The sequence below is a fragment of the Jejuibacter sp. L23 genome (assembly GCF_050815825.1).
GTDB lineage: Bacteria > Pseudomonadota > Gammaproteobacteria > Enterobacterales > Enterobacteriaceae > Jejubacter > Jejubacter calystegiae.
The window spans coordinates 1,360,537-1,384,303 of record NZ_CP138199.1 but is presented as its reverse complement, the minus strand read 5'-3'; the positions used below and the strand labels follow the sequence as shown (position 1 = coordinate 1,384,303).

At 55.5% G+C, this 23,767-nt stretch carries 22 protein-coding genes; 11 read left to right on the top strand and 11 right to left on the bottom strand.

Going from position 1 to position 23,767, the window contains the following annotated elements; genetic code table 11:
- Positions 1–117: 117 nt before the first annotated feature.
- Positions 118–2,379: a heavy metal translocating P-type ATPase gene (locus tag SCU88_RS06360; protein ID WP_175339511.1), complete on the bottom strand. Its 2,262-nt coding sequence runs from the start codon at positions 2,377–2,379 to the stop codon at positions 118–120.
- An 80-nt stretch (positions 2,380–2,459) separates the two neighbouring features.
- On the opposite strand from SCU88_RS06360, the gene SCU88_RS06355 reads away from it, so the two are divergent.
- The 3 genes from SCU88_RS06355 (at position 2,460) to SCU88_RS06345 (ending at position 5,138) form a co-directional block, all read left to right on the top strand.
- A complete protein-coding gene (locus tag SCU88_RS06355; RefSeq protein ID WP_138096157.1) occupies positions 2,460–2,918 on the top strand; it encodes a Cd(II)/Pb(II)-responsive transcriptional regulator in 459 nt (152 codons plus the stop codon).
- Between the two features lie 86 nt (positions 2,919–3,004).
- A complete protein-coding gene (locus SCU88_RS06350) occupies positions 3,005–3,526 on the top strand; it encodes a GNAT family N-acetyltransferase (protein ID WP_175339510.1) in 522 nt (173 codons plus the stop codon).
- A gap of 271 nt (positions 3,527–3,797) precedes the next feature.
- On the top strand, positions 3,798–5,138 hold the full coding sequence (locus SCU88_RS06345) for an MFS transporter (protein WP_175339509.1): 1,341 nt from the start codon (positions 3,798–3,800) through the stop codon (positions 5,136–5,138).
- 50 nt (positions 5,139–5,188) lie between these two features.
- Here SCU88_RS06345 and SCU88_RS06340 read toward each other — a convergent pair whose 3' ends face one another.
- The 4 genes from SCU88_RS06340 to SCU88_RS06325 all read right to left on the bottom strand — a co-directional run bounded on the left by SCU88_RS06340 (position 5,189) and on the right by SCU88_RS06325 (position 9,131).
- Positions 5,189–6,514: an MFS transporter gene (locus SCU88_RS06340; protein WP_431810154.1), complete on the bottom strand. Its 1,326-nt coding sequence runs from the start codon at positions 6,512–6,514 to the stop codon at positions 5,189–5,191.
- A 66-nt stretch (positions 6,515–6,580) separates the two neighbouring features.
- A complete protein-coding gene (locus SCU88_RS06335) occupies positions 6,581–7,501 on the bottom strand; it encodes an SMP-30/gluconolactonase/LRE family protein (protein WP_175339507.1) in 921 nt (306 codons plus the stop codon).
- Positions 7,498–8,439 carry a hydroxyacid dehydrogenase gene (locus tag SCU88_RS06330; protein ID WP_175339506.1) on the bottom strand — a complete coding sequence of 314 codons (942 nt, stop codon included), beginning with the start codon at positions 8,437–8,439 and terminating at the stop codon, positions 7,498–7,500. The genes SCU88_RS06335 and SCU88_RS06330 overlap by 4 nt, the downstream gene beginning before the upstream one ends.
- Entirely contained in the window at positions 8,439–9,131 is a 693-nt protein-coding gene (locus tag SCU88_RS06325) for an RraA family protein (RefSeq protein ID WP_138096152.1), read from the bottom strand. Before SCU88_RS06325 ends, SCU88_RS06330 begins: the two co-directional genes overlap by 1 nt.
- Before the next feature lie 171 nt (positions 9,132–9,302).
- On the opposite strand from SCU88_RS06325, the gene SCU88_RS06320 reads away from it, so the two are divergent.
- Entirely contained in the window at positions 9,303–10,022 is a 720-nt protein-coding gene (locus tag SCU88_RS06320; RefSeq protein ID WP_175339505.1) for a helix-turn-helix domain-containing protein, read from the top strand.
- An 85-nt stretch (positions 10,023–10,107) separates the two neighbouring features.
- Positions 10,108–10,947, top strand: a complete 840-nt coding sequence (locus tag SCU88_RS06315; RefSeq protein ID WP_431810100.1) for a DMT family transporter — start codon at positions 10,108–10,110, stop codon at positions 10,945–10,947.
- Here the strand turns inward: SCU88_RS06315 and SCU88_RS06310 are convergent.
- Positions 10,913–11,791: a helix-turn-helix domain-containing protein gene (locus tag SCU88_RS06310; protein ID WP_175339503.1), complete on the bottom strand. Its 879-nt coding sequence runs from the start codon at positions 11,789–11,791 to the stop codon at positions 10,913–10,915. The genes SCU88_RS06315 and SCU88_RS06310 overlap by 35 nt on opposite strands.
- A 115-nt stretch (positions 11,792–11,906) precedes the next feature.
- Here SCU88_RS06310 and SCU88_RS06305 point away from each other — a divergent pair, with 115 nt between their 5' ends.
- Positions 11,907–12,308 (top strand): hypothetical protein, encoded by a 402-nt coding sequence (locus SCU88_RS06305; protein WP_175339502.1) that lies wholly within the window; start codon positions 11,907–11,909, stop codon positions 12,306–12,308.
- Between the two features lie 316 nt (positions 12,309–12,624).
- Here SCU88_RS06305 and SCU88_RS06300 read toward each other — a convergent pair whose 3' ends face one another.
- Positions 12,625–12,774, bottom strand: coding sequence for a hypothetical protein (locus SCU88_RS06300; protein ID WP_175339501.1), 150 nt, complete (start codon positions 12,772–12,774; stop codon positions 12,625–12,627).
- Positions 12,775–12,919: 145 nt separating this feature from the next.
- On the opposite strand from SCU88_RS06300, the gene SCU88_RS06295 reads away from it, so the two are divergent.
- Entirely contained in the window at positions 12,920–13,747 is an 828-nt protein-coding gene (locus SCU88_RS06295; RefSeq protein WP_175339500.1) for an EamA family transporter, read from the top strand.
- A 30-nt stretch (positions 13,748–13,777) separates the two neighbouring features.
- Here SCU88_RS06295 and SCU88_RS06290 read toward each other — a convergent pair whose 3' ends face one another.
- The 3 genes from SCU88_RS06290 to SCU88_RS06280 are packed head-to-tail and all read right to left on the bottom strand — an operon-like array spanning position 13,778 to position 18,125.
- Positions 13,778–14,713, bottom strand: a complete 936-nt coding sequence (locus SCU88_RS06290; RefSeq protein ID WP_175339499.1) for a 2-hydroxyacid dehydrogenase — start codon at positions 14,711–14,713, stop codon at positions 13,778–13,780.
- Complete coding sequence (locus tag SCU88_RS06285) at positions 14,713–16,749, bottom strand: glycoside hydrolase family 31 protein (RefSeq protein WP_175339498.1); 2,037 nt, start codon at positions 16,747–16,749, stop codon at positions 14,713–14,715. The genes SCU88_RS06290 and SCU88_RS06285 overlap by 1 nt, the downstream gene beginning before the upstream one ends.
- On the bottom strand, positions 16,746–18,125 hold the full coding sequence (locus SCU88_RS06280) for a glycoside-pentoside-hexuronide (GPH):cation symporter (protein WP_175339497.1): 1,380 nt from the start codon (positions 18,123–18,125) through the stop codon (positions 16,746–16,748). Before SCU88_RS06280 ends, SCU88_RS06285 begins: the two co-directional genes overlap by 4 nt.
- Positions 18,126–18,889: 764 nt before the next feature.
- Between SCU88_RS06280 and SCU88_RS06275 the strand changes: the two genes are divergently transcribed.
- The 4 genes from SCU88_RS06275 to SCU88_RS06260 are packed head-to-tail and all read left to right on the top strand — an operon-like array spanning position 18,890 to position 22,755.
- Positions 18,890–19,732, top strand: a complete 843-nt coding sequence (locus SCU88_RS06275; protein ID WP_431810099.1) for an SDR family NAD(P)-dependent oxidoreductase — start codon at positions 18,890–18,892, stop codon at positions 19,730–19,732.
- Positions 19,729–21,192, top strand: coding sequence for a pyridoxal phosphate-dependent decarboxylase family protein (locus SCU88_RS06270; protein WP_431810098.1), 1,464 nt, complete (start codon positions 19,729–19,731; stop codon positions 21,190–21,192). Before SCU88_RS06275 ends, SCU88_RS06270 begins: the two co-directional genes overlap by 4 nt.
- Before the next feature lie 21 nt (positions 21,193–21,213).
- Complete coding sequence (locus SCU88_RS06265; RefSeq protein WP_175339496.1) at positions 21,214–22,011, top strand: cyclase family protein; 798 nt, start codon at positions 21,214–21,216, stop codon at positions 22,009–22,011.
- 12 nt (positions 22,012–22,023) lie between these two features.
- Entirely contained in the window at positions 22,024–22,755 is a 732-nt protein-coding gene (locus SCU88_RS06260) for a tryptophan 2,3-dioxygenase family protein (protein ID WP_175339495.1), read from the top strand.
- Between the two features lie 191 nt (positions 22,756–22,946).
- Here the strand turns inward: SCU88_RS06260 and yfaU are convergent, their stop codons facing one another.
- Positions 22,947–23,750, bottom strand: a complete 804-nt coding sequence (gene yfaU / locus SCU88_RS06255) for a 2-keto-3-deoxy-L-rhamnonate aldolase (protein ID WP_175339494.1) — start codon at positions 23,748–23,750, stop codon at positions 22,947–22,949.
- Between the last annotated feature and the right edge of the window lie 17 nt (positions 23,751–23,767).

The window sequence follows — 23,767 nt, the reverse complement described above, 5'->3', positions numbered from 1 at the left end:
TCATAAGAAAAATCCAAAATAAATCCCCTGACACGGCGTATTCTTCCATAGAAACTCAAATCGCAAAAAGGCATGCAAATCAACCGCCATCCATAGCAGCCACATCGTCAATCGCGATTATTTACGCAGCAACCGCAGGCCGTTAGCCACCACCAGCAGGCTGGCCCCGACGTCGGCGAATACCGCCATCCACATGGTGCCCATACCGGCAAGGGTCAGGGCCAGGAACACGGCTTTTATCCCCAATGCCATGCTGATGTTCTGCACCAGTAGCGCGTAAGTCTGTTTAGAGAGACGGACAAAGGCCGGGATTTTGCCCAGATCGTCATCCATTAGCGCCACGTCCGCTGTTTCAATGGCGGTATCGGTGCCCATCGCCCCCATGGCGAAACCGATGTCGGCGGCAGCCAGCGCCGGGGCATCGTTTATGCCGTCGCCCACCATGCCGGCGACGCCCTGACGGGAAAGTGCCTGCACGGCAGCGTGCTTATCGGCGGGAAGCTGATTGCCCCGGGCCTCATCAATCCCCACCTGGGCGGCAATAGCCCGGGCGGTGTGGGGGTTATCGCCGGTCAGCATCACGGTTTTCACCCCCAGGGCATGCAACTGAGCGATGGCTTCGCGGCTGCTCTCTTTGACGGTATCCGCCACGGCAAACAGCCCCAGCACCCGCTGACCGTCGTTGAGCAGAATCACGGTTTTGCCCTGGCCTTCCAGCGCCTGTACCCGTTCGGCTATCTCCGGGGGACAGCCAGAGGTTTCCCGGGCCAGCCGCAGGTTGCCAAGGTAATAGCGCTGCCCGTCGATATCGCCGCACACGCCCATCCCGGCCAGCGCTTCGAAGTTATCCACCTCGCGCAGCGTAAACTGCCCCGCCGCGGCCGCGGCTACCGCCAGCGATACCGGATGGTCCGAATTGCTGGCAAGGCTTGCCGTAAGCAGCCGACCTTCAGCATCGTCCACGCCATCAAGAATAGTGGCATCGGTCTGTACCGGCTTACCGTGGGTGATGGTGCCGGTTTTATCCAGCGCCAGCGCGCCAAGCTTACGGCCCTGCTCCAGATAAACGCCGCCCTTAACCAGAATCCCTTTACGCGCCGCGGCGGTCAGGCCGCTAACGATGGTCACCGGCGTGGAGATCACCAGCGCGCACGGGCAGGCAATCACCAGCATCACCAGCGCTTTGTAGATCCACTCCTGCCAGCTTCCTGCCCCGAACAGCGGCGGAAGAACCGCCACCGCTACAGCGATGCCGATGACTACCGGCGTATAGATGCGCGAGAAGCTATCGACAAAGCGCTGGGTCGGCGCCTTCCCCCCCTGAGCCTCTTCCACCGCGTGGATAATGCGTGCCAGAGTGGTATCGCTGGCCGCCGCCGTGACCCGGTAGTCGAACGCGCCAGACTCATTGATGGTGCCTGCGAACACCGGATCGCCGCTGGTTTTATCTACCGGCAGACTTTCACCGGTAATCGGCGCCTGATTGACGGTGGTACGCCCGCGTACAATTTCGCCATCCAGCCCGATACGCTCGCCGGGTTTAACCCGCACCACGCTTCCCGGCTGTACGCTTTTCGCTTCCACCTCCTGCCAGCTACCGTCCGGCTGCTGCACTACGGCAGTGTCCGGCGTCAGGCTCATGAGTGAACCAATGGCGTTACGGGCGCGGTCCAGCGACTTTGCTTCGATAAGTTCGGCTATGGTAAACAGCACCATCACCATCGCCGCCTCAGGCCACTGACCCAGAATCAGCGCGCCGGTGACGGCAATACTCATCAGAGCGTTAATGTTGAGGTTGGCATTACGGATGGATATCCAGCCTTTCTTGTAAGTGGTGAACCCGCAGGAGAACACCGCCAGCAGCGCCAGAGCGGCGGTGAGCCATTCGGGCAACCCGGCCCAGTGGGTGACTTCTGCGGCAATCGCCGCCACGCCGGACAGTGCCAGCGGCCACCAGGGCTTTTTCTTTTCTTCAACCTTAGGTTCTCCCTGAACCGACAGTTCCGGCTCAAAGCCGAGCGTTCGGATGGCATCCAGAATCGCCTCCAGCGCTTCCGGGGTGTGGGTCACCGTCAGTACCCGCTGCATCAGGTTAAATTCCAGCGCCTTCACCGCGTCCATGCCGCCGAGTTTTTTACGGATCAGGTTCTCTTCCACCGGGCAGTCCATCTGCATTATGCGGATATCGGTGCGCAGCCCTCCGGCCACTGCCTGAGAAGCCCCCAGCGGATTAAAGCTGACCGGCGCTGGCGCGCAGCAACTGTCGCCATTATGGTCATGAGAATGTTGATGATCGTGCTGATGCCCGGACGAATGCTGGCAGCCGCAAGGGTTGTCGGCTTCCTGATCCGGTTTATTTTTTATTCCACAGTCGCTCATTTTCTTCGTCCCGTCGGTTCTCTATACTGGTCATTACAAACCCTGAAGTCACTACAGGGTCAACCCCGGGAGAGCGACAAATGAAAATTGGTGAACTGGCCCGCCAGGCAAACTGCCCGGTGGAAACCGTACGTTACTACGAAAAAGAGGGGCTGCTGCACCTGCCGCTGCGTGATAGCGCCAATAATTACCGGCACTATGACAGCAGCCACCTGGAAAGACTGCTGTTTATTCGCCGCTGTCGGGCGCTGGATATGACCCACGATGAGATTCGCGGTCTGTTGCAGGCGCTGAGCCGTAACGATGAGGATTGCAGCCAGATCGACGACATCGTTAATGAGCATCTGCACCACGTGCAGCAGCGTATTCAGGAGCTGCTGGCGCTGGAACATCAGCTTAAAACCCTGAGCGACCACTGCGGATCTGGCAGGCCGGTCAGCGAATGTGGAATAGTCCACACCCTGACCCGCCCCAGAGAGAGCGAAGACACTCTGATCCCGCTGAATCAGGAACATCCCGGCGGCGTGCACCGCCATTAAGCCAGAAGAAATCCCTATGACCACCGCCGCCGCGCTGAGGTAAATTTAACCTTAACCCTCGCCAATTAATGTGGAAACGTTAACGCATGAACATTGAACGAATCACCCACCTGGCCCCCTGGCGGCAGGCGCTTTGCGCGCTGCTTGATGACTGCGTCGCCAGCGACGCGTCGGTAGGGTTTCTGGCTCCCCTGGCGTCGCAAGAGGCCGAAAGATACTGGCAACAGGTAGCCGAAGATGTGGAAACCGGTCATCGTGAACTGCTGCTGATGCTGGATGGAGATCAGGTTACAGGCGCCGTGCAGCTTTCGCTATGCGGTAAAGCGAATGGCATTCACCGGGCCGAGGTGGAAAAGCTGATGGTGGATACCCGCTACCGCCAGCGCGGTATCGGTAAAGCGCTGATGCAGGAAGTGGAGCGTCAGGCCCGCGCCCGACAGCGTTCCCTGCTGGTGCTGGATACCCGCACCGGCGATCCGGCCTCGATGCTCTACCGCAGCCTGGGCTATCAGGAAGCGGGCCGTATTCCCGATTTCGCCATCAATTCCGACGGGAGTCTGGCGGGCACCACGATATTTTATAAGCGACTGTCAGCCGACTCCCCGTAATGTTTCACTCGCCTTGCGCATTCATCGCGCAGGGCTCTATTCCCTCCTTACCTCTGTGTATTTCTCCCGGCAATAACGCTCGTCAGATCTCATATAAGAAACATCGTTGATACATTTTTGTGACAAAGAACCCAACATCGTCACAACCCCCCGTGCGTAAATGCCTCTCCCAGGATAATAATTTTACTGTGTACATCATGGTTTTACACAGTAAAACAAAAGAGACGCATCGGGTTAGGGATGAGGATTATCAACCAGTTAGGGGTATATCATGTCTGAGGAGTTACATAGCGCATCTTCTGCGGAGCATCTTGAGCAGCAAACCGTCAAACGAGTTATCTGGCGTATCCTGCCTTTTCTGATCGTCTGCTATTTGATAGCCATTATCGATCGCGGCAATATCGGCATGGCTTCGCTGCAGATGAACGAAGATTTAGGATTATCAAAAGCGGTATTTGGCCTGGCCAGCAGTCTGTTCTTCATCGGCTATTTTATTTTTGAAGTCCCCAGTAATCTGGCGATGCAGAAGATTGGCGCAAAGATATGGATCTCGCGCATCATGATTTCCTGGGGGATCGTTTCTGTCTGCACCGCCTTCGTTCAGAGCGCTGAAACGCTCTACGTGCTGCGTTTCCTGCTGGGCGCGGCGGAAGCCGGTTTCTTCCCCGGCGTCATTCTCTATTTAACCTACTGGATACCCGGCAAATACCGTGCTCGGGTGATTGCCACCTTTATGGTCGCCATTCCCGCCGCCAATTTCATTGGTTCACCGATTTCCGGAGCGATCCTGAGCATGGACGGCTGGCTGGGTATGCGCGGCTGGCACTGGCTGTTTATTCTGGAAGGATTCCCGGCCATTTTGCTGGGTATCGCGGCCTTTTTCCTGTTGAGCAACCGCCCTGAAAATGCCCGCTGGTTGACGGATGCCCAGAAAAAATGGCTGAGCGACACCATGACGGTAGAAAACGCACAGCGTAAGGCCATCGGCCATATTTCGCTGTGGCAACTGTTACGCCATAAACACATCTGGGCGATGGCGCTGATCTACGCGGGTGCCTCGGCCGCGGGATCCACCCTTAGCGTCTGGTCTCCTCAGTTATTGCACTCGTTTGGGCTAAACAATTTTATGACCGGCCTGGTGAACAGTATTCCCTATGGTCTGGCATCGATTCTGATGATCGTCTGGGGCCGTAGCTCCGACCGGACCGGCGAACGCCGCTGGCATACCGCGCTGACGCTATTCCTGATTGCGGGTGGGCTGCTTTCGGCCTTTATGACAAACTCGCTGCCGGGCAGCGTGGTGATTTTGTCACTGGTTCTGATTGGCGCTTACTCCATGAAAGGCCCCTTCTGGGCGCTGGCTTCCGGCTGGCTTTCCTCTTCCACCGCTGCCGCGGGCCTGGCGGCGATTGGCGCTATGGCGAATCTGATTGGCGGGGGAATCATGGTTAATGTCTACGGTGTGATTAACGATGCGACCGGCAGCCATACCCTGGCGATGCTGCCGCTGGCCCTGCTCTGCCTGACAGGCGGAATAGCGGTGCTGATAATGGGACGCAAAAGTACGCTGCGGGTAGAGGTGGAAAACCACGCCTCTGTCGCTGGCAAGTAAATGTAAAAAGGCGCTGTTTTCAGCGCCTTTTTACTTTCCTGTGGACAGGTTCAAAGGTTTCTCCAGGGATCCCTGACGGTGGCAACAGCCAGTGCGCCGATAAAGAGGATGCCGGAAACTGCCAGCAGCGGCCAGATAAATCCATCCGTCGCCTGTTTGATATAGCCAATCAGCGAAGGACCAAAAAATCCCCCCAGATTCCCCACCGAGACAATTATCGCTAACCCAGCCGCAGCCGCATTGCCGGTGAGGAATCCCGACGGCAGAGCCCAGAATGAGGCCTGGAACGACAAAATACCGCTCACGGCAATGCACAGCGCCAGCATTTTCGCGACAGGTGCCGCAATCATCGCGCTACAGCCCAGCGCCAGCGCCGCCATCACCAGCGCGCTGCTAATCCACGCAATCCGGTGGCGGGAATGATGGGCCAAACGCGCCCAAAGCAGCATTGCAACGGCGCCGCAAACGTAGGGCAACGCGGTCAGCAATCCCGTGGTGGAATGGCTGACGCCCAGTTGTTCAATAATTTGCGGCATCCAGAGTCCTATGCCAATCGATCCCACAATCCCGCAGAAGTTGATAAAGGCCAGCAGATACAGCAACGGATTGCGTAATGCATCGCTCAGACTGGCGCCATGGGTTTGGGCGATGCGGCTCTGCTCCGATTCAAGGCGGCGAACCAGCAGGCGTTTTTCATTGGTATCCAGCCAGCGCGCCTTTTCCGGGCTATCGCTCAGGAAAAAAAGACAGAGCACGCCCAGGAAAACCGCCGGTATGCCTTCAATCAACAGCAGCCACTGCCAGTTACGAATATATTCGTGGTGAGTCATTTGCATCAGCGCCCCGGAAATGGGGGCGCCAATAATATTGGCGACAGGAATCCCAACCAGAAACGCCGCCGTTATTTTGGCCCGCCAGGATCCCGGGAACCAGTAAGTGAAAAACAGATAGATCCCCGGCGTAAAACCGGCCTCCGCCACGCCCAGAAAAAAGCGGGCAATCGCAAAGCTGGTCGGCCCGGTGACAAATGCGGTCGCCATGGAGATTAGCCCCCACGAGATCATAATGCGAGCGATCCAAATCCGCGCTCCCACCTTTTGCATAATAAGGTTGCTGGGGATTTCAAAAAGAAAGTAGCCAATAAAAAACATACCGGCGCCAAAACCGAACTGAGCGGCGGTAATTCCCAGATCGCCGTTCATGCCCAGCGCGGCAAAGCTGATATTGGTGCGATCCAGATAACTGACGACATAGCAGATAAAGATAAAAGGCAGAATGCGTGTGAACGCCTTCTTTGCTGCGGCTTCACTCAACTGGAATTCATTTTTATCCAGTTGTCTGTGCGCATTTTGGGTAATAGCCGGTTTTTCCGACATATTTTCGGTTGATGATAGCAGGGTCATGGTAAGCTCCGATGCGTTCAGATGACGCCGTATTTTTATTCAGAGAGAGGCAGGAATGGGCTGTCCGGGAACGGTCACAGGGCAGGACAAAATCGCGCCGCTAACGGATTCGGTAATCAATAGCTGGCACATATCCTCACCGCCGAAACAGAGGTTGGTAGTCGAACGGCCCGCCGGGCTGGTAATGATCTCCAGCGGTTCACCCAGCTCATTAAGCAGCCAGACCCGCCCAAGACCGGGATTAGCGATGAGCAGCTCCCCCCGGCTATTCATCGCCAGACCATCCGGGCCGCTGGGGCCATGCGAGGTAAAAAACTGACCGACCTTGCTGACCGAACCATCCTTCTGTAGCGGCACCCGCCAGATACAGTTGCCGCGCGTCATGGCTACATACAAAATGTTTTCATCCGGCGAGAGCACCAGCCCGTTCGGGCTGGGACAGTTATCCAGCAGCAGATCGAGCTTCCCAGACCGGGACAGCCGGTAGACGCGCCCGGTGGGATCGTGCAGCCCGGTCTGCCCCTGGTCGGTAAAATAGAGATTCCCCTGGCTATCCAGCGTCAGGTCATTCACGCCGCGAAAACTTTCGCTGTTACGCCGTGAAAGCCAGGGCGTTACCGTACGTTCTGATAAACAGAGCTTCATCAGCCCGTGACGGTAATCGGTGATAAGCAGCGTATCCTCCCCTACCAGTTTCATACCGTTAGGCTCTCCCGGATACTGAACAATCAGCTCCCAGTCACCGGATGGATCAACGCGAAAGATCCGACCGTAGGGAATATCCGTAACATACAGGCAGCCAGAGGGGTGCCACACCGGCCCCTCCAGAAAAGAGTCAACGGGCTGCCCGCCCCGATTGGCCTGGGACCAGGGGTTGCGCTCATCGGGCTGGCGAAAACGGTCAGGAAGTCGGGTAAAAATCGTGGCCTGGCGAATTTCCGGCTGAGTCAGAAAGATCATGCGACACCATCCCATTCCGCCTCGCCCAGCACCTCAAGCACGTTGCTGGCTGCCGCACACCCCATATTGATATAGGAGTCATGACTCACGCCGCCGATATGCGGCGAGATAATCACATTCTCGACCTGCTGCCAGATATGGGGGGCCGTTAATGGTTCGCTGGTAAAACTATCCAGCGCCGCCCAACTGAGCGTGCCGTTATCCAGCGCCCTTAGCAGGGCCTCATCGTCAATCAACCCGCCGCGCGCCGTGTTGACCAGAATGGTTCCCGGCTGACACCGGGCCAGCGCTTCATCATTGATCATCTTGCTGTTTTGTTCGGTCAGCGGGCAATGCAGCGAAATCACATCGGCGCTGCCCAGCAGTTGGGGAAAGGTCACCGACGTGCAGCCTTCCGGGAAGGTTTCCGCCCAGGGATCATAGGCTATCACCTTCATACCAAAAGCCTGTCCGACCGCGGCCACGCGACGACCAATCGCCCCCAGCCCTACCAGCCCCAGGGTGCGGCCCGCCAGTTCCGTTGATTTGTGCGTCGATTTATCCCAATGCCCCTGCCTGAGGCGCCGGTCCAGAGTCGGAACCGACTTTGCGCAGGCCAGAATCAGCGCCCAGGTATGTTCCGCAACGGCAGCGGCATTGGCGCCAATCGCGGCGCGTACTTCGATATTGCGCTCCGCCGCCGCCGCCCGATCGATAACATCGATACCGCTACCGTGTTTGGAGATCACCCGCAGAGCCGGTGCGGCATCCATGATACGGGCGTTAATTTTGCCGTAGCGTACAATAATCGCGACGGGATTATGGGTGCAGCACAGCGCGACCAGCTCCTTTTCCGTGGGCTGTCTGCCTGCATAAACAATCTGATAATCGTGCAAAAGCGCCAGCGCCTGCGATGCCAGGTCGCTTCCGGTGACTAAAATAACCTTACGCTGATTCATTACAGAGTCTCCCCTTCGGCGAGCATGCCGCCAGCACGCAGCGTCTTTTCAAGCCAGGGAGCGCGGATATCCCCTTCATGAATGGCGGCAATACGCCGGTTTTCGGTATCGAGCTTTTGCTGCGCCAGTTCCAGCAGGAGCGATACCTCTTCCCGGGGCAGAACCACCACGCCGTCGACATCCCCCACGATTAAATCCCCCGGCTGAATTGCGGCACCAGCCACCGAAACGGGGTAATTGACCCGCCCGGCGATGGCCTTGGTCGGTCCGCAAGGATTCAGCCCTGCGGCAAAAACGGGGAAGCCCCGGGCAGCCAGGGCATCGGCGTCCCGGACTGCACCATCAATAATGATGCCAGCGATTCCTGATGCCTCGGCCTGGGTTGACATAATTTCACCGATCAGCGCGCAACTGATATCGCCTTTACCGTCCACCACGATCACATCTCCGGGCTGCGCAATAGCCAGCGCGGCATGAATAGCCAGGTTATCCCCGGGCCGAACCTCAACGGTAATCGCCGGGCCCGCCACTTTCATGGTATTAGCGACCGGTTTCACCCGGCCATGCAGCGTACCGCGCCTGCCAGCCACATCCGCCAGAATTGCCGCCTGAAAGCGAGCGGCCTGCCTGACATCGTCCGCAGAGACACGAGTGATTGTACGATTGATCAGCGATTGCGTTTTTTCTGCCATAAAAGCCTCCATATTGTTTTACTGTGTAAAACACCGTTGTACATTATGAAACTACTATATAAGGCATAATTTGACCTTTGCCAGCGTTAAACCGCTATTTGTGATGTAAACACGATGTAAATCACAGTTTGCACGGTAGACTATATCCCGCAGAAATCTGGAGAACGCGAAATGGGAAATGAAGGTGTAAATGCCGTAGAAAAGGCGCTGGCGCTGCTGGACTGTTTTAAGCCGGGGGAGGAATCACTGTCACTGACCGAGCTGTCACAGCTTTCCGGCTACCATAAAACCACGGTATATCGCCTGATGAATTCGCTGGAGCGTATGAACTATGTCATCCGACATGAGAACGGCATCTATACGCTTGGCCCCCGCCTGCTGTACCTGGGAAAGCTGTACGAGCAATCCTTCCATCTGGCCAGTATCGTTCAGCCCGAACTCCATGCGCTGGCGGCGGCAACCCACGAAAGCGCATCCTGGTATGTCATTGAGAATAACCAGCGGCTGTGTCTGTTCCGGGCTGAATCCTCAGAAGGGCTGCGGGAAACCCGCCTGCCGGGCACGTCCCTTCCCCTTGATAATTCCGCCATTGGCCAGGTGTTACGCCACTGGGGATTAAACGAACCGCTCTTTAGCGAAACACCCCGACTGCCCCTCTACACCGCTGGCGTCCGGGATCCCCACATTGCCGCGTTTTCGCTTCCGGTGTTTGGCGAAGGCGATCGTCTGATGGCCGCACTCGCCCTGACCGGCCCCGCTTCGCGGCTGACGGAATCCCTCAGTCAGGAAGGGCTGGCTCAGCATCTGTGCCAGACGGCATTTAACCTCTCCGTAAAACTGGGCGCCCGAAAAACCTGGTGCGAACACCTGTTCCTGACGCCATTAGAATGACAGCAGCATCCGAATTGAGCTGAATCTGATTATCGCGTAGCGTTTGCTGGAAATGGCCCACAAACGCTTCGGGAAGGACGGACTGGTGATACTCAAAATTGTGCTGGCGATGATGGCCTTTGCCGCTAATTCCCTGCTGTGCCGACTGGCCCTTAAGGCAGGGCATATCGATGCCGTGTCATTCAGCAGCGTGCGTCTGCTCAGCGGCGCGCTGGCGCTTTTCCTGCTGTTGCAGCTTCCCGGGATAAAAAAGAAGCCGGAGTTTAACGTCGCTAATGCGCTGCTACTGTGCGTTTATGTTTTCGCGTTTTCCGTGGCTTATCTGTCGCTGGATACCGCCGCAGGCGCTCTGCTGCTGTTCGGCACCGTTCAGTGTGTGATGACCGGCTGGGGGCTACTGCGTGGCGAACGACTGAGCGCGCTAAAAACCATCGGCATGATTGCCGCAGTCGCGGGTATCGGCCTGTTACTGCTGCCCGGCGCCGGGCGTCCTTCGCCGTTTGCTGCGCTAATGATGATAGTGGCGGGCAGCGCCTGGGCCATCTACTGCATTACCGGTAAAAGCGTGAAGGACGCCAGCGCCGCAACCGCGGGAAACTTTATCCTCTCCGCGCCGCTGGCCGTTGTGGCACTGCTGTTCAGTACCCTGGCGCTGCACGCCGATGCCATGGGATTCACGCTGGCGGTAGTTTCCGGCGCGCTGGCCTCGGGCGCGGCTTATTTGCTCTGGTATTCCCTGCTGCCCCACCTTAGCCCCACCACCGCCAGCACGCTTCAGCTTAGCGTCCCCTGCCTGGCAGCGCTGGGCGGCCTGATATTAATGGGCGAAGCCCTTAATCTGCGAATGCTGCTGTCGATAGCCATCACGCTATCGGGGATTGGGCTGGTGATTATTTCCGATCGGAAATCGAGCCAGCGTTCCTGATAAGCGGACGGTAGCGGGCCGGAATTTTTATCGTCCGCCCGACAGCGTCATCCGTTTCGTTCGCTTTATTCGCCAGATAGCGAGCGGGCGGACTGCCCATCAGCTTCCGGAACATGGTAATAAAGCCGCTGGCCCCCTCATAACCCAGATCCAGCGCGATACTCTGCACGCTTTCCCCCTGCGCCATACGCTGCAGCGCCAGAACGATATGCAACTGACGGCGCCATTCGCCAAAGCTCATCCCCATCTGCTGTTTCACAACCCGATTCAGGGTTCGCTCGCTCACCCCCACCCGCTGCGCCCAGTCCGCCTGCGAAGAGCGATCCGCCGGGTTTTCCAGTAGCCGTTCCATCAACTGCCGAATCCGCCGGTCATCCGCCACTGGCAGATGCAGTTTTTCTACCGGCGCGCTGGCCAGTTGATCCAGCAATACCGCTACCAGCCGACCATCCGGCCCCAGAGGATCGTACATCAGCGTCAGGCGACTGGCCTGTAGCAGCAGTTCCCGCAGCAGTGGCGCGACGGAAAGCGTGCAGCAGCGAGTCGGCAGATTTTGCGCCGCATCGGGCTCGATAAACAGACACAGGCATTCGCAGAACGCCGAACCCAGAGTGCTGTGCAGCTCGCCGCCGGGCACCCAAAGCGCGCACTGCGGCGGCACCAGCCACAGGCCGTTCGCTACTTCGCAACGCAGGAGCCCACGCACGGTATAGATTAGCTGCCCCCAGCGGTGGCGATGGGGTTCCACTTCCCAGTACTCGTCGTTACTGGTGCTCTGTACAGCCAGAACCGCGCGCGGCAGGTTATCCATTTCAAAGCAGAGATCGGAAGGCGATACTGACATGAGAACATTTCTCAAAATGGCGTAAATGAAAAATATTATGGCCTGATTTCGCAATGCTATCCAGCCCGACGACGGCTAGAGTAATAGCTCTCATTCAACAGGCAGGAGAAGAACCATGACGCTGGATATCTCACATTTTCCCCTTGTCCGGATGCGCCCGGTTCCGGAAGAGGAACGCAACCTGAATCGCTCCCTGCTGGCGCTCAGCGACCTGCTGGAAAAGGGAGAACCCTTTGTATTACTGAGCGACAACAATAGCGACGACGAAGCCCCCCATTCTCCCGATGAAAAGGTTCAGATCGCCCGCTGGAAAAACCAGTGGCGGCAACCGCTGAAGCAGTACGTAAAGGGAATGATTATTCGCGAGCCGGATAGCGTACGCCAGAATACCGCCCGCCAGTTTGCTGACTATGCCAGCAAGTTCTGGGGTTATCCGGTCTTTGTGGTGGCGGATGAACGCGACGCCAGGCAACTGGCGCAACAACTGTTAGACGGACAGCTAAAATCTCTCGATTAATCATTCCATTAAGGAATGAAGTTCAGTCATTTTATTCACTTCACTTATAATCCAAATGAAATATAATTTCCGGACAGTCAGACACTTTAAGTCGTTATTTCACACTGGCTTTATCCCGCCCCGTTATAGCTAAAAATCCCTCGCCATGGATGGCCATATTTTATGCCGAAGGTTTTGCGGCTATCAGGAATGGGTACAGGCCCCATTCCGATATCCACAGAGGTATCTGAATTCTCATGACAGAGAATTCCGGGCAACAATAACCGCTCGTTTGACCGGCTGAAAAACGCCGGTTTTTTTTTGCCTGCAATCAGGGTTACTGGACTTCCATAGTAATTTCACCGCCGGTCAACGTACCGTTAACCTTAAGCACTGAATAAACCGGCACCTGAGCAACCACGCCGCCATAAACATTGACCCGCGCCCCATAAAGCCCTTCAACATCATTAATAAACAGATCCGCCAAAGGCGGCTATATCTTCAGTACCGGTTACATCCCCTCTTTTTACTGCCAGTCCATAGGATAGACGGGTAATGGATTATTTATTGTTCCGGCAAAGGTTTAGAGCGGTCTATGATAAATATCCGTTCATTTAAATTAGGGTTAAGCGATGTCTGTCACGATCGTTTCACTCACGCTCTTCGCCGCGCTGCTTCACGCAGGGTGGAATGCCCTACTGCGCGGCGGCAGCGATCGACTCTGGTCAATGACAGTCATGTGTATCGCTGTGTCGATCGTCTGTATCGGTATAGCCCCATTTCTGACCGCGCCCGACAAAGCAAGCTGGATGTATGCCCTGCTTTCGGCTGTGCTGCACGCAGGCTATAACCTGTTTCTGGTTAAAAGCTATCAGTCGGGTGAACTGGGAAAAACCTACCCCATTGCCCGGGGCTCATCTCCGCTACTGGTTACCCTTGGGGCAGCGCTTTTCGCCGGAGAAATGCCGGGAGCAAGCGCGATAGCGGGTATTGGGCTGGTGTCATTCGGGATTATTTCCCTGGCCTTTCAGGGGCGCAGGCTGGCAGTGCCGGGGTTGCCCTGGGCGCTGGGTACCGGGTGTTTTATTGCCGCGTATAGCGTTACGGACGGTATCGGCGTACGTCTGTCTGGCGATCCCCTGGCTTATACAGTCTGGATGAGTGCACTGTGGGGCCTGATGATGCCTACGGTCTATATTGCCCTGCGCGGCCCGCGCAGTCTGTTTAGCGCAAGGCCAGGATTACTGGCCTCCGCTGGCGGCGGCGTGGTTTCGCTGCTGGCCTATGGGATCGTCATCTACGCCATGACCCATGCCCCCATGGGCGCCGTTTCAGCGCTGCGTGAAACCAGCGTGCTGTTTGCCGTCCTTATCGGCTATTTCCTGCTGGGTGAAACGCTCACCGTTCGTAAGATGCTGGCCTGCGCAATGATTGCCGCTGGCGCTACCCTGATTGGCTGACGGCCAGGGCAATCATGCAGCCAGTGCGGTTCAGGTATCAAACCCCGGCGCGGGCGTCAGCACCGCGCCCCGCTGTAACCAGCCGTGGATATTATCCAGCACCAGTTGCGTCATGGCGGCCCGGGTTTCTCGCGTGGCGCTGGCGATATGAGGCGTGATAATCACACTGGATAGGCCCATCAGCGCCGGGGGAACCAGAGGCTCTTCCTCCAGAACATCCAGCGCGGCACCGGCCAGCTCGCCCTTTTCCAGCGCGGCTATCAGCGCCGTTTCATCCACCAGGCTGCCACGCGCCACATTCACCAGATAACCCCGGGGCCCAAGGCTGCGCATCACCTGCCCGTCAATAAGATGACGATTTTCCGGGCCAGCGCTCATCGCGACTATCAGGAAGTCGACCTGCTCCGCCAGTTGGTAAAGAGAGGGCTGATAGTGGTAACCGGCCAGCCCTTTATCCTGACGGCTGAAGTAGTGGATCTGGCAATCGAAGGCCGCCAGACGGCGGGCAATCGCCTGACCGATTCGCCCCATACCGGCAATTCCCACCCGGGAGCCGGAAACCCGGCGCTGTAACGGGTAGCGTCCATCAGACCAGCCGCCCTCGCGAACGAAACGGGCAGCGCCGGGAATATCGCGCGCCAGCGCCAGCAAAAGCCCCACGGCCAGATCGGCCACGTCGGCGCTCAGTACGCCAGGCGTGTGAGTCAGGCAGATATTACGCGCCTTTAACGCCGCGCAGTCCACGCCGTCATAACCCACTCCGTAAATTGACAACAGTTGGAGCGCGGGAAACGGCGCGATATCGGCAGCGCTAATGCGACTCTCTCCGTTCGCGAGCGCAATACGAAATTGCGCGGCACAGGCCTGTGCGCCGGGATCCCGGGCATCGTAAAGTTGGTAATCTTCCCGTAAGCGCTGCGCCAGATCCTGCGGAATAGCGTCGAGCAGCAGAATTTTTTCCCGCATCACGCCTCCTCCAGCACATCGACATGACCGCCTTCGCGCAGAAAGACCGGAATAGCGCTGAGCGGTGCCGCCACCTGAATACGCTGACCGCCCTTAAAACGCTCGCCGTTACGGGCAATCCAGTTATCCCCCGCGGGTAACCAGACCTCCCGCTCGCGTTGCCCGGCGTGCAGGACCGGCGCCACCAGCAGATCCTGCCCCAGCAGATACTGATCCTCCACCTGCCAGCTTTCCGGCTGCTGCGGATAGTGATAAAACAGCGGACGCATGACCGGATCGCCCTGCTCATGGGCTTCGCGCATCAGTTCATCGATATAAGGACGCAGCCGCTCACGCAGTAACAGGCAGGCCTTCATCAACTGATAGTTCTGTTCGCCATAGCTCCAGACTTCGTTCGGCGAGCCGCTATTACACTGAGCGATACCGTCGCGCCACGCCTCTTCCGGCGCGATTTGCGGTTCCCGATAACCGTGCAGACGCATTACCGGGCAAAAGACCGCCCACTGGAACCAGCGAATCAGCAATTCATGAAATTCGGGATCGTGAATATTGCCCCCCTGGAAACCGCCAATATCGGTGGTCCACCACGGGATACCGGCCATCGCCATATTTAGCCCGGCGGTAAACTGGTTGCGCAGCGCATGAAAAGAGGAGTGAACATCCCCCGACCAGGCCAGCACGCCATAGCGCTGACTGCCCGCCCAGGCGCAGCGCACCAGGTTCACAATCTCCGTCTCCCCCTGTTCCTGAAGACCTTCATAAAATCCGCGGGCAAATAGCTGAGGATAGATATTGCCCACCTCCTGAACCGGCCCCAGGTGATAGCGATAATTGTCGAAGTCGTAAGCGCGGTATTCCGGTTCGGCCTCATCCAGCCAGAAGGTGCGGATACCCAGGTCATAGTAGTGGCGCTTAACCTCCTGCCAGACAAAGTCCCGCGCTCCGGGATGCGTGGCATCGAAAAAGGTGGTATTCCCCAGGAAATCGAGATTCACCGAAACCCCGCGATCGCTGTTCACCAGCCAGCCTTTTGATTTCATCAGTCGATAGTTTTCGCTACGGCTGTCCACCGTTGGCCAGACCGACACCATGGTTTCTATCCCCATGGATTTCAGCTCCGCCACCATGGCTTTAGGATCGGGCCAGTCACGGGCATCGAAACACCAGGTCCCCTGATTTGGCCAGTGGAAGAAATCGATAACGATCACCGAAAGCGGCAGTTGTAAACGGCGGTACTCCCGCGCCACCTCCAGCACCTCCTGCTGGGTGCGATAGCGCAGTTTGCACTGCCAGAATCCTGTTGCGAAACCGGGCATCATCGGCGCCGTACCGGTCGCCTGACCATACTGACGCACAATCTGCGCCGGGGTATCGGCGGCGGTTATCCAGTAGTCCATCTGATCGGTCACCTCAGCCCGCCAGCGGGTGCCGTTTTTTCCAAAGGTCACCTCCCCCACCGCCGGGTTATGCCACAGCAGACCATAGCCAAGACTGGAAACCATAAAAGGCACGCTGGCCTGAGAGTTGCGCTGGGCCAGCTCCAGGGTACAACCTTTGAGATCGAGGCAGTCCTGCTGGTACTGCCCCATACCGTAAATTTTCTCTTCCGCTCGCGCTTCAAAGCGGACGCTGAGCTGGTGTTTTCCCCCCGGTATCGGGCGAAATTCGCGGCCATCCAGCTTTAGTGCGCTGATGTACTTGTCCTGACTCTTTTCACTGGCGCCAATGCCTACCGTACTGCGCTGACGCCAGAACTCCTCCAGCAGCAGCTCGCCACGCTGGTTATAAAACGCCAGTTGTCCGCGGCTGTTCAGGGTGGCGGTAATGTTGCCGTTACGCAGCCTGAGTTGTTCGTGCTGTTGTTCGATGACGACGTCGCAAGCCTGTGCCGGTAGCAGCGCCCAGTCGGTTTGCTGAATTTCCGGCTGGCAGGTCGCCCGCACCCGCAGACTGTTTTCACCCCACGGTTCGACAATCAGGGTCTGGCGGTCGAACAGCCAGAGAATACGCTGTGCTTCAGCGCGTAATTCACTCATGACAACTCCTGTGGTTTCAATACGTTGGTTTCCGCCGCGGGATGCGAATCCGATAATTTATGCTGGTTGATGCCGCGCATGGTGGCGTCATTCAGTTTGTAGCCGCGCATGGCCAGCGCGCTAAGAAGCGAAAGCACGCCGGGCACCACCGAGAATAATGCGATAATGGCCATCATCGCCGAGGATTGCTGTTGCGAAGCCTGGGCCACATAGCCGCTTAACCCCAGAGTCCAGCCGACGATGGCGCCGCTCACCGCCATACCCATTTTCAGGACCGCCAGCAGGGTAGAGAACACGGTGCCATCCATGCGTTTGCCCTGTTTAAACTCGCCGTAGTCCACCACATCGGACATCATCACCCACATCAGGGTGGTGGTGACCTGATAAAAGCAGGAAACCACGACGGTCATGGCCACCAGCAGAGAAAGCGTGGCGGGCAGGAATACAATGCTGATGCTTAACAGGCCGGTAATAACGGCGCTCAAGGTAAAAATGGTGAGCTTACTCAGGCGCCGGGTCATCCATTTCGACATCGCGCTACCAATACATTTGCCGATGATATGGGCCGCCAGCAGCCACATAAACAGACTGGCATCGCCCAAAAAATAAGTGACGTAATACATCATGGCGCCAAGGCGCACGACGCCGAAGGAGATATTGAAAAACACCAGTAGCGCCACAATCCGCCACTGATCGTTACGCAGTAAATCGCGTAAATCGGCAATAAAATTGCCATGGCTGGCCGGAGCGCTAACCCGTTCGCGGGTATTAAAGAAGCAGATTAAAAACATAATCGCCGCCAGACTGGCCATCACCGACATCGCGCCAAAATAACCGTCCAGCTTATTACCGCCCCCCAGCCATTGCGCCAGCGGCATCATCAGGAAGGTGGAAGTTGCGCCGCCCAGGGTGGCAAGAAAGAAACGCCAGGACTGTAATGAAATACGTTGGGTGTCATCCGAGGTAATAATCGCCCCCATCGAGCAGTAGGGGATATTAATGGCCGTATACATCAGCATCATCAGGCAGTAAGTGACGCTGGCATAAATCATCTTACCGGTCAGGGAGAGCGTTTCCGGTACTGCATAAATCAGCAAGCAGCTCACGCCAAACGGTACTGACAGCCACAGCAGCCACGGCCGAAATTTTCCCCAGCGCGTTCTGGTGCGGTCGGCCACCATCCCCATCACCGGATCGATAATGGCATCAGTCACCCGCGCCAGTAAAAACAGGGTGCCGACAAAAACCGCCGGTAACCCAACCACGTCGGTGTAGTAAAAGGTCAGAAAGATAATGACATTTTCCAGCCCGATATGGCTGGCCATATCCCCCAGGCCGTAGCTGATTTTTTCTTTTACCGATAACCTTTGCTGCATGTTATTTCCGCCTGTCTCTGCTATCGCTAAGGAAATACTGACAGGAATGAGTTATAGGCAGTGGCAGGTCCGCCAACAATTGTCGAATCTGCCAGGGCTTTTACGTTTTTTACTTTCTGTGATACGGGTAACGCTACTGTACGTATTGTTTGAGGGGAGATTGATACAGAGCATGGCGTAGCAAAAGCCCCTATCTCTACCCATCGTTCCGATAAATGAGTTCATCCTGATCATCCAACCTCTGCCTGGTGTGGCACAGGCTAAGTACTTCATCAGAAGCAACGTCAGTAAATGCTCGTCAATACCTGGTGAGAAAGGAATAAGAGAATGATGGTTTATTCCTAAAACGTCGACAACATATTTATATTTCACTTTTTAAAAAATAACAAAACAAATAAGTATAACAATTGACAACAACCTTGCCTTACCCTTTAAAATCAACAAGATAAAACCATCTTATTTTAACAAGAAAAACACCTTGCATACTTTCATTACTCATCTAAGCTTAATGTCAGTTTTATATACTGAATATAATTATCATGATGCGCACGTTAATCCAGACCAATACGACTTACTCAAGCAACGACTTCATTAAAAATTCCGGGGCTTAGATATTCGTCCAGCCGTTGCTCTGTTTGTTATTTACGCTAAATAAAATCGCTTTGATATTCAAAAGACTTTTCCCTGTTCATTTTGTTATGAACTGTGGTCAGCAGTGAGCGTCAATACAAAAGTCTCATGCATCATTTTGAGGAGAGCGAATAATGAACATGGAAACAACAAAATCAGCAACGAGCCGAACGGTACTCATCACCGGTGGTTCCAGCGGCATTGGAGCCGCAGCAGTACGTCACTTCGCCAGTAAGGGCGATAAGGTGTGGTTTACCTATCATCAAGGAAAACAGCGTGCACTTGAACTTATCGACTCTCTGGTCCCAACATCCCCGGAGCCTCCCCGGGCAGTATCCTTCGACCAAAGTAGTTGGGACAGCCTCCAACAGCTAATCAAGGCGCTACCCTCTGAAATCGATATTCTGGTGAACAACGCCGCATTAGGAACCAGAACCGTCGAGCTTACTGGCATTGAGGAGAAACACCGGCAGGATGAGCTGTTCACTCAGGTTAACTGCCTGGGACCGCTTTGGCTAACCAGGCAGCTTCTTCCCGGTATGTTGCAACGCGGATATGGAAAAATCCTCATGCTTTCGAGCGTAGGTGGCGGAATCACCGCCTTTCCGGGATTCAGGGACACGGACGGTATGACTAAGGCCGCAATAGCATTCCTTACCCGGAAGTGGGCGGCGGAATTAAGTCACAATCCGGTTGACGTATTTTGCGTTTGCCCGGGGGCCGTTGACACACCCATGTTCCGACAGAGCACACTGGATCCTTTATCGCCAGAGTCGGCTAATGAACTGGTTGCTCGCCTCCCGGGAGGGCGCCTTATACATCCCAATGAGATAGCCGAAGTGCTGTGGTGGTTGACCACACCAGCAGCTTCTATTTTGCACGGAGCCGTTATCGATGCCTCTATGGGTCTCGGTGTTCATCCGGGATGCATCGCAGCGCAAGCGTCATCTGCGAATTTGAAAGGGGATGTCATATGACATCTCGTAGCAAACATCATGGTTGGCAAGCGGGTGAGCTTGCTGGCGCCGTACAGGCTGTAGCAAAAGTACTGGACGAATATGTTCAGGATAGCCAGCGCGGCGAGGTGCCCGTATTGCGGCAAACACCACCGGAAGAGCTGATCAAAGGCTTGCAGATGCGCCAGTGCATTAGCGCCGGTGGAATGACAAATGAGTTGTTAGCCGCATTCATTACGAAGTACCTGGCTCAGGGAACGCGCCTGCATCACCCCGGCTATATGTCCCACCAGTGCGCTATTCCTGATATTGGCTCTGCCATCGCCGATCTCGTACACGGTGTTAGCAATAATGCTATGTCCTTATTCGAGATGGGTGCTTCAGGCGTCGCTGCCGAACTTGTGGTCTCGGAGTGGATGCTCGGAAAGGTCGGCTGGAACCCCAACGATGCTGGTGCGATTCTGGTCCATGGTGGTTCACTGGCAAACCTGACCGCCCTTCTCGTCGCCCGCCACCATTCATTTCCCGAAGCGTGGCAGCACGGCATGCCACAGAATGCAGTCATCCTCGCCCCAGCCAGTGCCCATATTTCCGTAGCACGGGCGGCTTCTCTCCTGGGTATGGGAAGCCGTGCCGTATGCACACTACCCTGCGACCGCACTGGCCGCATTCTGGGTGCCCAGATTCGCGAAAGCATCAAAACACAGCAACGTGCGGGACGTACGGTGATGGCGATCGTTGCCAACGCCTGTGCTGCACCGACCGGTCTGTACGATCCTCTACAGGATATTGCCGAAGCCTGCCATGCCGAAGGGATTTGGTTGCATGTCGATGCAGCCCACGGAGGCTCAGCCCTGCTTGTTCCCGAACTACGCTATCTCCTGAACGGTATCGACCAGGCTGATTCCATCACCTGGGATGCCCACAAAATGCTGCGAACATCGACACTTGCCGCCGCCGTACTTATTCGTCATCAGGTCAACTTAAGTCAGGCTTTCCAGCACGGGGCAGATTATCTCTTCTTCGACGATAACCGCCCTGGCCCGGATCTGATGCACTACACGATCGAAGGATCTAAAGCGGAACTTGGCCTGAAGATCTTCCTCAATCTTGCACACAGAGGTGAGACCGGACTGGCTGAGTATATCCACAGCCGCCACCATGCTGCACGCCGGTTCTGGAAAATGGTCCGGCAACGAAAAACGTTTGAGGTACTTGGCGAGCCGGAAAGCAATCTTATCTGCTTTCGATACGCCGATGCACCTGGGCCCGACAGCGACCAGTTGCACATTGCTGTGCGCAATCAACTAATGCAACAGGGCACGTTTCACCTGGCCTCTTCATTCGTTGATAACCGCCGCTGGTGGCGTGCAACGATCATGTCACCGTCAACCGACGACGCAACATTTTCCCGGCTACTGGACGCTATCGAAACCTGCTGGCAGGAGCTTTCCATGGGCAAACGCGGACACAATTCTTAAGCCGATTCGGGGAATCTTTCTATGATGCGTATTGAGATAGATTATCGGGGATGCCGTCACGTTATTGATTATCAAGATTCCATCAGGCTCTCAACCCGACTTGATTTTGCAGAAAACAGCGTAAATCTTTATGGCATTACATCCGCCAGTGAAGAGCCACTACACTATGACACCCGCATCGCCAGCGTAAAAAGAGGTGGTGCATCAAATGCTTCACGTATTAGCCTGGTTCCACACTGCCACGGTACTCATACTGAATGCATTGGCCATATTTTGCCTGAAAGACACCATATGGCAGATCTCGATATCCCTCTCTTTATCCCTGCAACGCTGATCCGGGTATCGTTACAGCGATTTTCCGAAATGAAAGACTGCTACAACTCCTATGCAGATGATATTGACTGGATAATCACGGCAGATGCTATCGAACATGCCCTGGCACCTTTAGGCTCAGACTATCTTCAGGCATTAGTTATCGCGACCGATAATCACGACTGGCTACCTGATGGCATTGGCGCCCCCTATTTTAGCTATCAGGCAATATCACGACTCGTTGAGCTTGGCGTGCAACATCTGCTTGTGGATATACCGTCAATTGACAGGCTCAATGACGGCGGACTCATGGAAAATCACCGTTGTTTTTGGGGGATCCAGGATCCTCATCACCCTATAGAAGGGCGTAAATCTGCTTCGGTGACTGAATTAATTAAGGTGCCATCGAACATCTCTGCAGGCCATTATATTCTGTCTATACAGCTACCGGATTTATCTGGTGATGCCCTCCCCAGTCGGCCGCTGCTCTTTCCATTCTCATTATAGTAAGAATGTATTATGGATTACTCAGATTATCTAAAACTCAATCAGTTGCTAACGCTACAGCAACCCAAATCCCCCCATAGCGAGCATCGTAATGAGAACCTGTTCATCATCACCCATCAAACCTATGAATTATGGTTTAAACAATTAATCATTGAGATACACCATGTTATTGATTCAATCAGCACAGGTGAAATAGCTGCTGCGATAAATACTATGCAACGTATAACCATAATCATGCAGACAATCGTCGACCAGATATCGATTATTGAAACATTAAAGTCTCATGAGTTTCAGCGCTTCCGCAATTACCTGGGAAGTGCCAGTGGTTTTCAGTCCTGGCAGTTTGCGGGTATTGAGGCACTTTTAGGCAAGCCCGACAATAAAAAACTTCAGCAATACCAATGCGATAATGAGATACAGAAAAAACTGGCGGCCATTATTCGCCCCGTGTCTCTCCGCGAGGTTGTCTGCGAACAACTCATTGGGGCAGGAATACCCGGCCAGGATAATAAAAAGGTCATAAAAACGATGCTGGAATCCCCTTCCTGCGAATCGATATTACTCAATCAGCTATTAGACCTGGATTCCTTATTGCAAAAATGGCGTTATCGCCATGTCAAACTGGTCGAACGCATAATAGGCCAGCGTACAGGAACCGGCGGTTCTGACGGCATCAGCTATTTAAAATCGACATTATTCACCCCAATATTTGAAGAGCTTTGGGAGGCTATATACTCTTCATAATATTCTGCACTTTTGAATTTCATAAACCGAACCGTTTTTAATATGGGGGGTCACTGTATGGGGAAGTATTAACTCAGGGGCATAAAGTGATATAAACCAGAGCATGCCTTCGCAGCCCGTGGAAGCCTCCGTCCAGTGTGAAAAAAGGGGAGGATGCCTCCCCTGTACGACACTGCCTCAAACGTGCGAAATCAGTAACTGCTTCCTGCGGCGCTGCCTTTGGGCAGCGATTTAAACAGAGCCAGCCGCCTGTCCAGAGCTTCGGTATAGAGCATGGTATCTACCCCCACCGCCACAAAGTTCGCCCCCCACCCCAGCGCTTTTTTCGCCATGGCGGGGTCAACCGCCAGGAAACCCGCCGCCTTCCCGGCGGCGCGAATACGGCCAATACTCTGCCCGATAATTCGCAGCACCTCCGGGTGGCCGGCATTATCCGGATAGCCCAGCGACGCACTGAGATCCGCCGGGCCGATAAACACCCCGTCGATGCCTTCGACTTCCAGAATAGCGTCCAGGTTATCCAGCGCGGTTTTGGTTTCCACCTGAATCAGCAGGCAGAATTCGTCGTTCGCCTGAGCCATATAGTTTTCAACCCGGCCCCAGCGCGCAGCGCGTGCTACCCCGGCGCCGACGCCGCGGCTCCCCAGCGGTGGATAACGGGTGGCGGAAACAATCTCCCGGGCCTGGTCAGCGCTTTCCACCATCGGAATCAGCAGCGTCCGCGCGCCAATATCCATCACCTGCTTGATCAGACTGCGTCTGTCGTCCACCGGGCGGATCACCGGCTGGCCGGGGTAAGCCGCAACGGCCTGCAACTGGTGATGCAGATCCTGAATGGTATTCGGCGCATGTTCGCCATCGATCAGCAACCAGTCATAGCCTGAGGTTGCGGCAATTTCAGCCATATAGGCCGTGGTGGAGCTTAGCCACAGGCCAATCTGCGTCTCTCCCCGCTGTAACGCCGCCTTAAAGGGATTCGATAAAATCGGGTTCATAGTCATCCTTTCAGTCA